Below are 15,193 nucleotides of genomic sequence, written 5' to 3' on the forward strand. Positions count from 1 at the left end.
CATCAACTTAACTAATATCTACACCTAGTTATACCCGACTCGAAAGCAAAAGATAAAGGGCTATTGGGAATATTTCCGCTGAAAACGTTGAATATATCGCTCCATAGCGCCTGCAGGGATTGCTTTGCTGGATAAATAGCCTTGATAAAAGGTACATCCTTGTTGTTTAAGGAATTCCAATTGCTGGCGAGTTTCCACTCCTTCGGCGGTAACAGTAAAGCCTAGATGATTAGCCATGGCTAACACCGCATCAACAATAGCCATGTCTCGACTATCTCGTGGAATATCTCTAATGAAGGAGCGGTCAATCTTGAGCTCATCCACTGGCAAGCGTTTCAAATAACTTAAAGAGGAATACCCAGCACCAAAATCATCAATTGAAAAACGCAAACCAATATTTTTTAGCTGTTCCATTTTGCGAATGGTATCTTCAGCATGCCCCAGCACCACCGATTCGGTAATTTCCAAGTTGAGCATCGCGCTATCCAATTGATAACGAGACATAAGCTCTTCAATTTTATCGACAAAATCAGGGTGATGTAATTGTTTAGCACTCACATTTACTGATAACTCAGGTAGCAACAGGCCCATCTTCTGCCACTTAGCCATGTGTTTACAGCTTTGCTCTAATACCCACATTCCAATATCGATAATCAGGTCAGATTCTTCCGCCATAGGAATAAACTCGGTGGGCGAAACAATGCTTTTTCCCTCTGGCTGCCAACGAACTAAGACCTCTGCACCCACTAATTCACCAGTAGACACCATATGTTGCGGCTGGAAATAAAGCAGCAGCTCTTTATTAGCCAAGGCGTTGCGTAAGGCATTGTTCATTTGCAAACGTTTATCGGCTTGGCGCTGCATGCCATCATCAAAGAACATTACAGTGCGTCGCCCGGCCGATTTAGCTTGATACATGGCTGTGTCAGCTTGCTTTAACAAATCTTCAGCGGTTTGGCCTTTACCTGGAAATAACGTAATTCCCACGCTGGCGCCTATATGCAGCGATTGACCATCAAATGGATAAGGAGCAGAAATAGTTTGAATCAGTCGTTTTCCGACAATATTGGCTTGCTGCTCAGCATGAGGCGGGCTCTCGCCCAAGTCGGCCAGTAGCAAAACAAATTCATCTCCGCCTAAACGCGCTAAAACATCCCCTTCTCGAATCAAATCTTGTAAACGATTAGCCACTTGTTGCAATACCCAATCCCCTGCAGCGTGCCCCAACGAATCATTAATATTCTTAAAATGGTCAAGGTCGATAAATAGCAAAGCACCAATAACATGCTGCTTTTTGGCACGACTAAAACATATCGATAACTCTTCATGCAGCTTACGCCGATTAGGTAAACCAGTGAGCTCATCATAAAAAGCTAAGTGCTGAATTTTTTGTTCTGATTCAATACTGGCAGAGATATCTTGAATACACACAACATAGTGAGTGACTGCCGAGCCTTTTTTATGCACCGCAGTTATGGTTTCCAATTGAGTATATTGCTGACCATTTTTGCGGGTTCGCTGCACTTCGCCTTTGCGCCGAACCGTGCCGTTAACTTCTTCAATAAAAACCGGATTAGGGCTGGCAAATATTGCGCTTAACTCACAACCTAATACTTCACTTGATGGGTAACCGGTAATTTGAGCGAAAGCCTTATTTACTTTTACAATACGATAACTGGCGTCGGTAATAATAAGGCCTTCATTACTTTCAAAAGCCACAGCCGACAGGCTCAATGCCTCATTCTGTTGATATTGCAAAAACTCTGCGTTTAAACGGGCGATGAATGGTTGGCACAAATGGCTTAGCCGTTCAGCGTCGAAGTCTTCATCAATAAAGCTAAACGCTATATAACCAACAACCCTATCTTGCTCAACAATTTGCTGCGCCCAATAGCCATTTATGTTGACCGTAAGTTCGGGTTGAACACTGGCATAATCGGGATAACATGCAGAAAAATCACTAATGGTCAGCCTTGAATGTTGTCTAATTGCCGCCAACAACTTGGGAGAAGCAGGGCTCAGTTTGTTTTGAACAAACTGACCACCGCGCCAATAAGCAATACAGGGTAATTGAGGAGCACGAGAGTCAAAGCGGGCTATATAAGCTTCATAAGCATTACAGCGTTTGGCTAACTGGGAAAGTAGCTCATTAAAGAAACCCTCGCTAGGTTGGGCCGCTAAGGCCAGCGCGAGTTGGGAGAGGGAAGCAATAAACTCAGAAGATGAAAAAGAGGAGTTCAGTACAGCTTTAATGGGCTTTTTACTGTCCATAGTGGTTAAAGATAAAGCTAGTTGTCCTTGGGTTTAAGAGAAATTCTAACTACCGACTAACATCAACCGCTTGTTATCTATTCCAATGTGCCGAATTAGCCATCAAGATTCAAGCGATTTTGAGGAATTTATAATACTTTTTGCTAAGCAGTCACATTGCTTAATCCGCTAAAGCTAACCCTTAAGAAATAGTGATCTAGATCTAGTTTTTTATTTCTTAAAATCGTATTCTGGAAGTGAAATAATTACTAGATAGTCTTTGGGAGGCTTATGATTATTGATATTACCAGTAAAACCATTTCTATTACCCCAACCATTCGCGAGCACATTGCCGCGCGCTTTGAAAAATTGGAAAAAAACCAAATCCCGCTCATTTCACCAAAAGTGACCATTACCACTGACAACAAAAAGGTAAAAATAGAAGCGAAGATTAACCTGCCAAACGGACAACTGTTTGCCAGTGATGCGCACCAAGATTTGAGTGTGGCCATTAACAACCTAGGGCAAAAGCTGGAACGCCAATTACACCGCTTCCAAGATAAGCCCAACGCTCACCGCGCTAGCCGCTCAGGGAAAGATTTCTTACGAGAGCCCGTTGAAGACGAGCTGAGTACCGAGGATGAACAAGCCGCATAAGGCTAAGTAATACAGGTAATGCCAAGTAACTAATCGCTTGGTATTACTTGACTTTACAGAGATTGCTTTTTAGTCTGACAGCATGAAATTATTAAACACCCGATTTTTGTTTGGTTTCTTTTTTACTCCACCCTTTTAGGGAGGCGGACGGAATTGGTGTAAAAAAGAAAACACACAGAATCCATAAAGCCTCCTACTAGGGGGCTTTTTTTTTAGACAGGGAATACAACATGGCTGACTTAGAGCAGATCCGAACAAAAATAACAGAGCTCGATCAATCGCTATTAAATTTACTCACCGAGCGTCGCCAACTTAGTGTAGAAGTAGCCAAAAGCAAAATAGAAAACCCAAAAGCGATCCGCGACCAAGAGCGCGAGCAACTGCTTTTAGTAAAATTAATCAATAAAGGTCGCGAGCTGGGTTTAGACGCTCACTATGTGACCCAGCTTTATCACACAATCATTGAAGACTCGGTGCTCTCACAGCAAGCTTTTTTGCAAGGTATTACCAACCCAGACATTCACGCCCAAGCAGTTCGAGTCGCCTTTTTAGGCAATAAAGGTTCTTACAGCAACATTGCTACTCATCAGTATTTCTCCCGTTACAAAAAGCAAATTGTTGAGTTTGGCTGCAGTGGTTTTCAAGACATTGTTGATACTGTGGAATCTGGCCAAGCAGACTACGGCATGCTACCGATAGAAAACACCAGCTCAGGTAGCATCAACGAAGTGTACGATGTGATGCAGCACACCAGTTTGTCGATTGTAGGTGAACTGTCTATTGCCATCGATCACTGTATATTGGCCCACCCTGCCGCCAACCTAGAACAAATTACCACCTTATATGCACACCCACAGCCTTACGCACAATGTAATTTGTACTTACGTACTTTGGCCAGTACCCGCGTCGATTTTGTAGATAGCTCATCAAAAGCCATGGAGGTTGTTGCCAGTGGCGATGATCTCACAGTAGGTGCTATTGGTAGTAAAGTGGGTGGCGAAATGTATGGCCTACAAGCCCTTAAAACCGACATTGCCAATCAACAGCAAAACTATACCCGCTTCATTGTGGTTTCTCGTAAACCGGTGGAGGTTGCTGAGCAAGTACCTGCGAGAACGACTTTTATTATGTCAACCGCGCAACATGCAGGCTCTTTGGTTGAAGCACTATTAGTACTTCGCGAACACGATATAAACATGAGCAAGTTAGAGTCTCGTCCGGTTCAAGGTAATCCCTGGGAAGAGATGTTTTATGTGGATGTATCTGCCAACGTTAAATCAGCGCAAATGCAATCGGCCTTAGCCGAGCTCACTCGCCTAACCCGTTATATAAAAGTGCTTGGCTGCTACCCCAGTGAGAATGTTGACCCTACCCTAATTCCACTAGAAGCACTGGCCAACAAACGTGACCAAAACAAAGTGGCGCCAAGCTTGATTAGCACTATCCAATCTGATGGCGCGCTATCAAGTCGCTCACATAAATCAACCAGCACCATAGTTCGAGTTGGCGATGTAAAAATTGGTGACGGCGGGTTTGTGACCTTTGCCGGCCCAAGTGCGGTGGAATCAGAACAGCAGATTATTAACTGTGCAGGCGCAACCAAAGAAAGCGGCGCTGCGGTTTTAGCTGCCGGCTGCTTTAAACCACGTAGTTCACCGTATAGCTTCCAAGGTTTAGGCGAAGAAGGGTTAAATTACTTAAATGCTGCAGGTAAAAAGTACAAACTGCCAACCATGACCGAAGTAAGCGCTGTTGACCAAGTAGTCACTCTAGCTGCCAAAGCGGATATATTGCACGTGCGCTCTCGCCATATGAAAAACTTCAACCTGCTCAAAGAGCTCGGTAAATCTACTCGCCCTATACTGCTAGAACGCAACAATATGGCCTCTATTGATGAATGGTTACATGCCGCCGACTACATTCTGGCTCAAGGTAATCAACAAGTTATTTTGTGTGAAGCTGGCGTAAGAACCCTCGAAGGCAAAAACAAAGTCACTTTAGATTTAGGCGCCATTAGCTTGCTACGCGAACGCACCCATTTACCGATTGTGGTAAACCCTGGCGAAGCAGTAGAAGATTTAAGCTCGGTAGCTCCAATGGCCAAAGCCGCCAAGCTATTAGGCGCTGACGGCATTGTGTTATGCGCTCACCCATCACCGAGTGATGCCAGTGTAGATGCTGATAAGTCACTAGACTTTAGCCAACTACAACAATTAATGGCTGAACTTTACTAGGCTAGATCAAAACTAACAAAGCCCAGCATCTAGCTGGGCTTTTATTGAGAATAATCTTTACTTTAAGGCTTTCGTTAACACAAACATTGCCGTTGAAACCGGGTAATTATCTAGCGTCATTTGGCATTGGTAACCTTGTTTTTCGTAAAAGGGCTTAGCCTGAAAACTAAAAGTATCCACATGAGCATAGCGGCAACCTAAACCAACAGCATGTTGCTCTAGTTGCGAGATTAACTGAGTGGCTAAGTGTTGGCCTCGATGAGACTCCTTTACCCAGAGCAACTTAATTAATAACCACTCGCCAAATATTTCTGCGGTTATTCCAGCGATTTTCTGCTCATGCTCATCGTAGCTAAAAAGAGCAAGAGATTCCTCTTTAACTCCCTTGAGGAAGGGCTGATTAAAGCTAATTAACTCAGTTCTAATCTCTTCTATCTCTTCTTTGCTAGCGTGGGTTTTCAGTTCAAACCTCATTAGCCCGTCCCCTGCTTCCAGTAGTATCTAATACGGTAGTGTTATTACACAAAAAAGCCCAGCATCTAGCTGGGCTTTTATCATCTTTTTGATAGCAACTTAGAATCGGCCGCGACCACCGCCGCCCATACCACCCATGCCGCCCATTCCACCTGGAGGCATCATGCCTTTCATTTGGCTCATCATTTTACGCATTCCGCCTTTACCCGACATCTTCTTCATCATTTTTTGCATTTGGGTAAATTGTTTCAGCAGCTTGTTTACGTCTTGGATCTGAGTACCAGAACCTGCTGCGATACGGCGTTTACGTGAGCCTTTAATGATTTCAGGGCGCTTACGCTCACCCGGCGTCATTGAGTTAATAATGGCTTCCATTTGATTGGTGAGCTTATCATTCATTTGATCTTTAACATTGTCTGGCACTTGGCCCATGCCTGGCAATTTATCCATCATGCCCATCATGCCGCCCATGCTTTTCATTTGCACCAGCTGCTCGCGGAAGTCTTCTAAATCAAAGCCTTTGCCTTTTTGTACTTTCTTGGCCAATTTTTGCGCTTGGTCTTTATCAACCTTACGCTCGACTTCTTCGATTAAAGACAGCACGTCACCCATGCCTAAAATGCGTGAGGCGATTCGATCTGGGTGGAAAGGTTCTAAGGCGTCGGTTTTCTCACCCACACCCATAAATTTAATTGGCTTGCCAGTAATATGGCGAATCGACAATGCAGCACCACCGCGCGCATCACCATCAGTTTTAGTAAGAATTACACCAGTGAGTGGCAGGGCTTCGTTAAAAGCTTGAGCGGTGTTGGCAGCATCCTGACCGGTCATGGCGTCGACCACAAACAAGGTTTCTACTGGCTCAACAGCTTGGTGGAGCGCTTTAATTTCGGCCATCATGTCTTCGTCGACATGTAAACGACCAGCAGTATCTACAAGCAATACGTCGGCAAATTGAGTTCTGGCTTCAGCAATCGCGCCATTCACAATATCAACCGGGTTTTGCTGTTCGTTACTCGGGAAGAAAATGGCGTCTACTTCAGCAGCTAATGTTTCTAGCTGTTTAATCGCGGCGGGACGATAAATATCGGCGCTCACCACCATTACTTTTTTCTTTTCGCGCTCTTTTAAATATTTAGCAAGTTTGGCTACCGAAGTGGTTTTACCCGCGCCTTGTAAACCAGCCATCATTACAACCGCTGGCGGCTGCGCAGCTAAATTTAGGCTTTCGTTAGATTCGCCCATGGCGGCTTCAAGTTCTTGTTGAACAATCTTAACAAAGACTTGACCAGGACTAAGGCTCTTATTGACTTCTTGACCTAAGGCGCGTTCTTTTACTCGTTTAACAAACTCACGAACAACCGGCAAGGCTACGTCGGCTTCTAGCAAGGCCATACGCACTTCACGCAGCGTATCTTTAATATTGTCTTCAGTTAATCGGCCGCGGCCACTGATATTTTTTAGCGTTTTCGAGAGTCTATCAGATAAGTTTTCAAACATGCTTTTTCCTGTTGATCATATAGCGAGCATAGTTCAGCGCGCACATTATACCTTAGCAAGGATATTCTAAAAGCTAATTCTAGCCCTGACTGTATTGGGCGCGTATACTGAACCCAAACAATCAGTTAGTTAGCGTTAAATCATGAATGTATTGGTTCTTCCTACCACTGTGTTTTATCTGTTGGCCGCGTATGTCTGCATAACCGGTTTACTGAATAAACGAAGTGGCGCAAATAAGTGGCTTTGGCTAAGTGCCGGCTGCGCTATGCTGCTGCATGGTATTTGGGAATTCCAACATTTGTTTTTGGCGCAGGGCCAAGATTTAAGCATTTTTAATGTAGCAGGTTTAGTGAGTTTACTTATCACGATGACCGTAACAGCGTTAGCCAAGCCCTTTAAGTTGTGGTTTGTTCTGCCGGTTGTGTATCTATTTGCCATAGTAACGATGTTACTCGCGGTGCTTATTCCCAGTGATTACATCATTCATTTGGAGCTTAAACCACAAGTTCTAATACACATTAGTGTAGCTCTTGCAGCTTTTACAGTGCTGATGATAGCGAGTTTATATGCCTTACAAATGGCCTATTTAGACTGGACCTTAAAGCGCCACAAACCTGGGGCTATTCACCCGGCTATGCCTTCATTGATGGGTATTGAGAAACAATTATTCACGCTAATTAGAGTTGGTTTGATATTGCTGAGTATTTCTTTGCTTAGCGGTTTTGTGTTTCTCACCGACTTTTTTGCTAATGGCCGCGGCCATAAAGCTATCTTTAGTTTAATCGCTTGGTTTATCTATTCAGCATTACTTTGGGGCCACCATTATCGAGGTTGGCGGGGTAAATCGGTGGTGATCTTGACGGTAATTGGTTCAATCTTGCTGAGTTTAGCCTATTTTGGCTCACGCTTTGTTAAGGAAATCATCCTTAGCTAACAATCTAACCTTGACAGCCCTTGAAGCCAGCATATAAATTAGGGCGGTTATATAAATCAAGGATTTTCCTGCTTGGACGACATATCTACGAGTAGCTTACTGATACTGCTCGTATTCCTCATTATTTGCTCTGCATTCTTTTCTAGCTCTGAAACTGGCATGATGTCGCTTAATCGCTATCGCCTGCGTCACTTGGTGAATACCAAACACAGTGCAGCGAGCCGTGTCGACAAATTACTGCAACGTCCAGACCGCTTAATTGGCTTAATCCTTATTGGTAACAACTTGGTGAATATTCTCGCCTCGGCAATTGCCACTATTATTGGATTGCGCTTGTTTGGCGATGTAGGTGTCGCCATTGCCACCTTAGCACTCACCTTTGTTATTTTAATTTTTGCTGAAGTCACGCCTAAAACCATGGCGGCGCTTTATCCAGAGCGCATTGCGTTTCCTGCTTCGCTTTTGTTGCGCCCGCTCATGAAGTTACTATTTCCGGTAATATGGGCCACCAATGGTGTTACTAATGGCCTACTTCGCTTATTGGGAGTAAACCCTAACAGCAAAGACGACGAGGCCCTTAACCCTGAGGAGTTACGCACTGTAGTGGATGAAGCCGGTACACTGATACCTAAGCGCCACCAAGACATGCTGTTAAGTATTCTTGACCTTGAAAAAGTTACCGTGGATGACATTATGATCCCACGTAACGAAATTGCCGCCATCGACATTAACGACGATTGGGACAGTATTCTCCGGCAACTGACTCAAAGTACCCATACTCGGATTTTATTGTTCCGCGACAGCATTGATGATTCGGTGGGTTTTGTGCATTCAAGAGACTCATTACGTTTGTTGTCTCGCGAACAGTTTGATAAAACGTCCATGCTGCGTGCAGCTAAAGAGATTTACTTTATTCCCGAAGGTACACCGCTGAATGTTCAGTTGTTGAAGTTTCAACGACGCAAAGAGCGAATTGGGCTGATTGTTGACGAGTATGGGGATATTCAAGGCTTAGTTACACTAGAAGATATTCTAGAAGAGATTGTGGGTGACTTTACCACTAGCATCGCACCTGCGCCGAGCGAAGAGATCCACCCGCAAATCGATGGTAGCTACCTAATCGACGGCACGGTGAACATTAGAGACTTAAACAAAGAGATGAGCTGGAAGCTACCTACCGATGGCCCCAAAACACTAAATGGCTTGATTGTAGAGCATCTGGAAGATATTCCCGAGGCCAACTTGTGCTTACGCTTAGCTGGATACCCTATCGAGATTGTAGAGATAGAAAACAATACTGTAAGCTTAGCGCGAGTGATGCCAGCCTTTTACGCTAAGCCAAAAGAGAAAACCAATTAGTCCACAATAATTGGATAAAAATATCTAACAAAAAAGCCAGCGTTAAGCTGGCTTTTTAATCGCAATTGTTAATTACAACTTGCCTAAAATCTCATCCGACAAACCTAGCTCGTCGTTCTTATTTACGCTAATGCCACGGTCTATGATGTTCTTAGCAATACTTTTTGCTTCGTCTAACGAGTGCATAGAGTAAGTACCACACTGATATTCATTTAGCTCTGGAATGTCATTTTGTTGCTCTACCGCTAATACATCGTGCATAGACGCTAGCCACGCTTCAGCAACCTGAGATTCATTAGGGCTACCAATTAAGCTCATGTAAAAACCAGTACGACAACCCATTGGCGAGATATCAATAATCTCTACATTCGCAGAATTTAAATGCTCGCGCATAAAGCCAGCGTAAAGGTGCTCTAAAGTATGAATGCCTTTTTCTGACAGAATTTCTTCATTTGGCACACAGTAACGAAGGTCAAACACAGTAATGGTGTCTTTGCTTGGCGTTGCCATGGTTTTTGCTACGCGAACTGCAGGAGCATGCATACGTGTATGGTCAACGGTAAAACTATCTAATAAAGGCATGATTATCTCTCTTCAAATCCTAGCTAAGCCAAGATGACTTAATGGGGTGTATTCAACCAAAAAACAGTCGCCATAGCCAGCTACTATCTAGATCTTCTTTACATTTATTATACTGTGCGGCGTAACGTTTAGAACGTTGGTCTACCGTACCGGCTACTTTTACTAACCATTGTTTCTGGTGATAAGTACCACGTTTATAGCCACCCCAGCCCTCGTGGTAGTTCAAATATTGGTTGCGTGCGTCCCACTTAGATACGCCGTTTATTTTATGGGTTTTGTTGGTAAACCAGCCCATAAAATCAATCGCATCATCAAAGTTAGTGCGCGAAGACCAAGAGTTTCCTGTTTCCCGCACATAATCATCCCAAGTCATGGTTTTGGCTTGGCTATAACCGTAAGCGGTACTTGCTCGACCAACCGGAATAAAACCAAACCAATATTGCATCGGTGGGCGAGCATTATGCTTAAAGCTAGACTCTTGATACATCATTGCCATAGGAACATGCACAGGGGTTCCCCATTTCTTGTTCATTTTCTTGGCTGATTTATACCAATCGCGCTTTTCTTCAAAAATACTACACAAGTTTTCAGGGTCTTGCGGCGGCGCACTACTGCATCCCGCCAATACACTTAAACCTAGAATGACTACCAAAGCCTTGGCAAACTTAACTACAGGCACTTCCTTATTTATTGGCATTCTCAAAGTACTTCACTAAAAAGTCATCAAAATCGAGGTCATCACCAGCTTCTATTGCTTGTTGCTCAATAAAGCTTTGCTCAGCCATCGCGCTAAAGTCTTGATCTTGCCAGTTAATACTCGTATGACCAAGCATCTCTTCGCGATATTGTGCAGCCCATTGCAAGCCTAAGCCGCTGTTATCTTGAGCCTGAGCTTTAAGCAAACGTAAGAAACGAGATGAATAGGTATTGTCATTACTGATATCAGCGATCACCTCTTCTAGAGCATTCGAGAAATCAGCGGCTTCACGTTGAACATCCAGCAATTCAGCGGCTTTACTCATCTGCTCAAGCAGCTGCTCAATATGCTTAGGTAAGCCTTGAGTTTGCCCGGCAATGGTCATCTCTAGTGCCGGATTACGCCCCTGAATAGCCACTATATTAAAGTTATCTCGGCTTTGCTGTAACTCGTTTTGGTCCATCTCTGGTGAGTCCATCAATACACACGCTAACAATAAACTATCAATCACTCTAACTTGTGACTCTGTTACGCCTACACCACTAAACGGGTTAACATCTAAAGCACGAATTTCGATATATTCAATGCCGTCTTCAGCCAATGCTTGAGAAGGTGTTTGCCCAGGTTTAGCCACCCGCTTAGCGCGAATAGGTGCGTATAACTCATTTTCGATTTGTAAAATATTAGCGTTAAGCTGGCGGTATTCACCCTCAACTTTCACACCAATATTGGCAAACTCATCGGAGTGAGTGCTTACTGCTTTACGGACACTTTTAACGTATTCACTAACGCTGTTGTAGTTGATGTCTAATTGATGCTGAGCCGAGCTGGTATAACCTAAATCACTTAAACGTAATGACGTAGCATAAGGCAAGTACAAGGTACCTTTACCCATGGTTTCAAATGCCAGTTCACTGTCGCCTGCATTCATAAACGAGCCACATAAAGCCGGTGAAGCACCATATAGGTAGGCAACCATCCACCCGTAACGATAAAAGTTACGAATTAAGCCCATGTAACGCTGAGAGATAAATTCAGCAATATCTTGCTGATCACCCTCCACTTTTTGCAGATTCTGCCAAAAGCTCATTGGTAATGAGAAATTATAATGCACACCCGAAATCACTTGCATGGCACTGCCATAACGATGACGTAACCCTTGGCGATAGGCGTGTTTCATTTTGCCAATATTAGACTGACCATAGTCAGCTAATACAATGTCTTCTTCATCACCAATGTAACAAGGCATGCTCAACGGCCATAAACGCTGGCCGTCTAGCTGCTTCATCGTTTCGTGATGAATATCGGTAAGCCGCGACAACACCTGTTCTACGCTATCTGATACTGGCGTAATAAACTCCAGCAATGTCTCGGCGTAATCGGTAGTAATTAGAGGATGCGTTAAAGCAGCGCCCAGTGCTTTAGGGTGGCCATTTGGCGCCAACTTCCCTTGTTCACAAATACGTAATGCTTCACGTTCAATACCACGTTGTATGCCTAGCACACCGGTATCAGCCATTGCTGCGCTCAGTTGCGTCAGCCGAGTTGTAAACTGTTGAGTCAAGTTGAACTCACTATTTGTTGTAACGCGTAATGTGGCAAAGCATAGCGAGTTCACTCACCTTTTACCACCGTCCGCGTAGGTCCTTTACAATGCAAGTTCTTGAACTGGCATACCTATTTTCTTTAATTCGGGTAACAGCTGTTCTTTGTCACCTACCACAACCACTATCATTTGCTCTGGTGAAAAGTACTTTGCAGCTAACTGCTGTAATTCACTTTGGCTAATGGTGGCAGTAATTTGATTTTGCGTGGCCACAAACTCTGGGGTTAGATCGAAGGCTAGCATTTGCATCAAAAACGAGGCTTTTTGCGAAGGCGTGGCATAGGCCAACGCTTCTTGTTGCGATACGGCGCTGCGCATATAAGCCAGCTCTTGCTCACTAGGGCCATGCTTTGAATAGGCGTCTAACTCTGTCAGCAGCTCTTTTATCGCTGGCGCCGTTGCGTCTTGGCGCACATCGGTAGAAATCACGAAGCTACCACCGTCTTTAAAGCCGCCAAAGCCGCTGCTCACCCCGTAGGTGTAACCCTTGTCTTCACGTAGATTCATGTTGATACGACTATTGAAATTACCGCCAAAGTTAAAGTTCATCAAATTGGCTTTAAAGTATTCGCCGGTCGCGTCGTAGGGCATCGCTGAACGACCAATTCTTATAACAGACTGCACCGCACCGGGTTTATCAAGTAGATAAATGGTGTTGTTGCTGGCCGATTTCTTCGCTACTAAATGCGCGGCTTGGCTAGCTTTACCCTGCCACTGTTGCTGTAAAGGCGTAAGTGCTGTTTCAAGTTGTTGCTGGCTTAAGTTACTCACCGCGACCAATTGGCTTCCGTCAGGTTGGTAATGTTGTTGCCAAAACTGTTTCACATCTTCAAGGCTTAGCGAGGCAATACTCTCGCGACTGCCATAACTTGAAGTGGCTAAACGGCTACCTTCGCCAAAGAACAAGCCTTGGCTAGCGATGCTGGCTAACCAACTAGGCTGGTTAAATTTTTGCTCAATGCTTTGTAGATGGCGCGCTTTTTCTCGTTCAAACTCTTGGGGGTCAAAAGCGGGAGTTAATAAACGTTGCTCTAACACATTTAAGGCTTGAGGCAATGTTTCGGTCAATGATGTTAAATTGACATTCTGACTGTACAAGCCGCCACTAAAACTTACCGATGCACCTAACTCAACCAGTTCATCGGCTAAATCTGCGGCTAAGGTTTGTTGAGTACTTTGCATCAGCATTTGCGCAGTAAGTTTAGCTAAACCTTCTTTACCCGCAGGCTCCGATACACTGCCACCGGCTAAGCGAAACTGCAGAGTTACGGTAGGTGTAGCTTGTTCTGAGGTGCCTAGTACTTGCAAACCGTTACTCAATTTAGCTTGCCATAAGTCTGGTAGTTTTACAGCAACCGCTGGCCCAGAGGCAGGCTCAACACTTCTATCGAAGTTATCGGTGACCTCGCGCAGCGCGAGTTGATTATCATCTAAATGCTGGTGCTCAGGCAGTTGGCGCGGCTCTGGTTGGTAGTTATCAGGCCCTGCAATCAGTTGTGTTTGCCCTTTAGGCACTACGCTCATCACCACTCGAGGTTTGTTTATTATGTATTGCTGATAAGCTTGCTGCACCTGCTTGTCATCAACATTTTTAAACTGTTCTAGCACTTGGCTAATATACAAAGGCTGACCAAAGAAAGTTTCACCAAAGGCGAGCTGAGTGACAACATCAGAGACACTTTCTAAGCTGTAAATGGTTGAAGCTTTTAATGAAGACCGTACTCGCTGCAAATCTTCGGCATTTACGCCCCGTTCAGCAAAATCATTAATTGCTTGATCTACGTCTTGTTGTAGCTGCGCCAACGTTAAACCGGCTTGCGGATTGGCGCGTACGTAAATTGATAAAGTACAGGCCATTTCACGGCAATAATGAGAACTACCCGCCGATAGCGCTTTACCACTTTCAACCAAAGACTGATGCAACAATGAGTTTTTGCCGCCACCTAAGATCTCAGAGAACATATCTAGCGCAACTTCGTCATCTGCACCTGCGTAAACCGTTGGGTAGCTAATGTATAACAACGGAATATGCACTCTGTCTTCCAAAGAGATATAGCGAGTTTCGCTAAGTTGAGCAGGAAGAGGGGTTATCTCAGGTACTTCGGGCCCACTTGGAATACTGCCAAAGTACTGAGCAACCCAAGCTAGTGTTTGATGTTCATCAATGTCACCACCAATGCTGATGACCGCGTTATTTGGCCCATACCAGCGAAGGAAAAAGGCTTTTAGGTCGTTCACATCTACTCGATTTAGATCTTCAATGTAGCCGATTGGCTGCCAGGAATAAGGGTGTTCACGAGGATACAAGGCTTCATCAACACGTTCCGACAACAAACCATAAGGAGCGTTATCTACCCGCTGGGCCCGTTCGTTTTTAACGGTATCTCGTTGGATCTCGAATTTCTTTTGACTGACCGCCTCAAGTAAAAAGCCCATTCTATCGGCTTCTAACCACAGTACTTTTTCTAACTGATTAGCCGGAACAGTTTGGTAGTAATTAGTACGATCTTTGGTAGTGGAACCATTCATGGTGCCACCCGCTTCGTTGATGATACGAAAATGCTCTTGATCACCAACATGCTTTGAACCTTGAAACATCATGTGTTCAAAGAAATGTGCAAAACCAGATTTACCTGGCTCTTCGCGATTTGAGCCTACGTGATAGGTCACATCAACATGTGCCAGTGGTGCGTTATCATCTTGATACAGCAATACCGTTAAGCCGTTTTCCAAACGGTACTTTTTATAAGCGATTTTAATATCACTATTATTGGCCTGCGAAGCCTCTATTAATTGGACTCCCTTAGGCAGGGTATCGCCGGGCTTGGGATCTATCTGAGTACAAGCTGCTAACCACAAGATGCTAAATACACTTAACCATCTAAGCACTATAATTGTCC

The 15,193-nt window shown here is 44.3% G+C and carries 11 protein-coding genes and 1 other annotated feature; of the genes, 4 read left to right on the top strand and 7 right to left on the bottom strand.

From position 1 onward, the window contains the following. Window positions 1-60: 60 nt before the first annotated feature. Window positions 61-2,271: a bifunctional diguanylate cyclase/phosphodiesterase gene (locus FFR00_RS01450; RefSeq protein ID WP_137671582.1), complete on the bottom strand. Its 2,211-nt coding sequence runs from the start codon at window positions 2,269-2,271 to the stop codon at window positions 61-63. A 270-nt stretch (window positions 2,272-2,541) separates the two neighbouring features. Between FFR00_RS01450 and hpf the strand changes: the two genes are divergently transcribed. Both hpf and aroF read left to right on the top strand, forming a co-directional pair. Beyond that, the gene (gene hpf / locus FFR00_RS01455; RefSeq protein ID WP_137671583.1) at window positions 2,542-2,907 is read left to right on the top strand and encodes a ribosome hibernation-promoting factor, HPF/YfiA family; all 366 of its coding nucleotides are present in this window, start codon (window positions 2,542-2,544) and stop codon (window positions 2,905-2,907) included. Between the two features lie 86 nt (window positions 2,908-2,993). Further along, window positions 2,994-3,121, top strand: a sequence feature (Phe leader region). A gap of 16 nt (window positions 3,122-3,137) precedes the next feature. Then, entirely contained in the window at window positions 3,138-5,141 is a 2,004-nt protein-coding gene (gene aroF, locus FFR00_RS01460) for a 3-deoxy-7-phosphoheptulonate synthase (RefSeq protein WP_137671584.1), read from the top strand. A gap of 57 nt (window positions 5,142-5,198) precedes the next feature. Here aroF and FFR00_RS01465 read toward each other — a convergent pair whose 3' ends face one another. Both FFR00_RS01465 and ffh read right to left on the bottom strand, forming a co-directional pair. After that, window positions 5,199-5,615: a GNAT family N-acetyltransferase gene (locus FFR00_RS01465; protein WP_137671585.1), complete on the bottom strand. Its 417-nt coding sequence runs from the start codon at window positions 5,613-5,615 to the stop codon at window positions 5,199-5,201. A gap of 99 nt (window positions 5,616-5,714) precedes the next feature. Beyond that, window positions 5,715-7,115, bottom strand: coding sequence for a signal recognition particle protein (ffh, locus tag FFR00_RS01470; RefSeq protein WP_137671586.1), 1,401 nt, complete (start codon window positions 7,113-7,115; stop codon window positions 5,715-5,717). Window positions 7,116-7,257: 142 nt separating this feature from the next. Between ffh and FFR00_RS01475 the strand changes: the two genes are divergently transcribed. Both FFR00_RS01475 and FFR00_RS01480 read left to right on the top strand, forming a co-directional pair. Further along, entirely contained in the window at window positions 7,258-8,049 is a 792-nt protein-coding gene (locus tag FFR00_RS01475; protein WP_137671587.1) for an inner membrane protein YpjD, read from the top strand. 72 nt (window positions 8,050-8,121) lie between these two features. Continuing rightward, a complete protein-coding gene (locus FFR00_RS01480) occupies window positions 8,122-9,408 on the top strand; it encodes an HlyC/CorC family transporter (RefSeq protein WP_137671588.1) in 1,287 nt (428 codons plus the stop codon). A gap of 72 nt (window positions 9,409-9,480) precedes the next feature. On the opposite strand, the gene luxS is transcribed toward FFR00_RS01480, so the two are convergent. The 4 genes from luxS to FFR00_RS01500 form a co-directional block, all read right to left on the bottom strand. Further along, entirely contained in the window at window positions 9,481-9,990 is a 510-nt protein-coding gene (luxS, locus tag FFR00_RS01485; protein ID WP_137671589.1) for an S-ribosylhomocysteine lyase, read from the bottom strand. A gap of 52 nt (window positions 9,991-10,042) precedes the next feature. Continuing rightward, window positions 10,043-10,687 (bottom strand): hypothetical protein, encoded by a 645-nt coding sequence (locus FFR00_RS01490; RefSeq protein WP_174235914.1) that lies wholly within the window; start codon window positions 10,685-10,687, stop codon window positions 10,043-10,045. Beyond that, window positions 10,674-12,251, bottom strand: coding sequence for a glutamate--cysteine ligase (gshA, locus tag FFR00_RS01495; protein WP_137671590.1), 1,578 nt, complete (start codon window positions 12,249-12,251; stop codon window positions 10,674-10,676). The genes FFR00_RS01490 and gshA overlap by 14 nt, the downstream gene beginning before the upstream one ends. An 84-nt stretch (window positions 12,252-12,335) precedes the next feature. Continuing rightward, window positions 12,336-15,182 (bottom strand): pitrilysin family protein, encoded by a 2,847-nt coding sequence (locus FFR00_RS01500; protein ID WP_137671591.1) that lies wholly within the window; start codon window positions 15,180-15,182, stop codon window positions 12,336-12,338. Between the last annotated feature and the right edge of the window lie 11 nt (window positions 15,183-15,193).

The organism is Agarivorans sp. Toyoura001, assembly GCF_005405585.1.
In the GTDB taxonomy this organism is placed as follows: domain Bacteria; phylum Pseudomonadota; class Gammaproteobacteria; order Enterobacterales; family Celerinatantimonadaceae; genus Agarivorans.

What these genes read in the sequence shown, in the direction of transcription:
- FFR00_RS01450 (WP_137671582.1), bottom strand. Translation starts at nt 2,271, where the DNA reads ATGGACAGTAAAAAGCCCATTAAAGCTGTACTGAACTCCTCTTTTTCA.
- hpf (WP_137671583.1), top strand. Translation starts at nt 2,542, where the DNA reads ATGATTATTGATATTACCAGTAAAACCATTTCTATTACCCCAACCATT.
- aroF (WP_137671584.1), top strand. Translation starts at nt 3,138, where the DNA reads ATGGCTGACTTAGAGCAGATCCGAACAAAAATAACAGAGCTCGATCAA.
- FFR00_RS01465 (WP_137671585.1), bottom strand. Translation starts at nt 5,615, where the DNA reads ATGAGGTTTGAACTGAAAACCCACGCTAGCAAAGAAGAGATAGAAGAG.
- ffh (WP_137671586.1), bottom strand. Translation starts at nt 7,115, where the DNA reads ATGTTTGAAAACTTATCTGATAGACTCTCGAAAACGCTAAAAAATATC.
- FFR00_RS01475 (WP_137671587.1), top strand. Translation starts at nt 7,258, where the DNA reads ATGAATGTATTGGTTCTTCCTACCACTGTGTTTTATCTGTTGGCCGCG.
- luxS (WP_137671589.1), bottom strand. Translation starts at nt 9,990, where the DNA reads ATGCCTTTATTAGATAGTTTTACCGTTGACCATACACGTATGCATGCT.
- FFR00_RS01490 (WP_174235914.1), bottom strand. Translation starts at nt 10,687, where the DNA reads ATGCCAATAAATAAGGAAGTGCCTGTAGTTAAGTTTGCCAAGGCTTTG.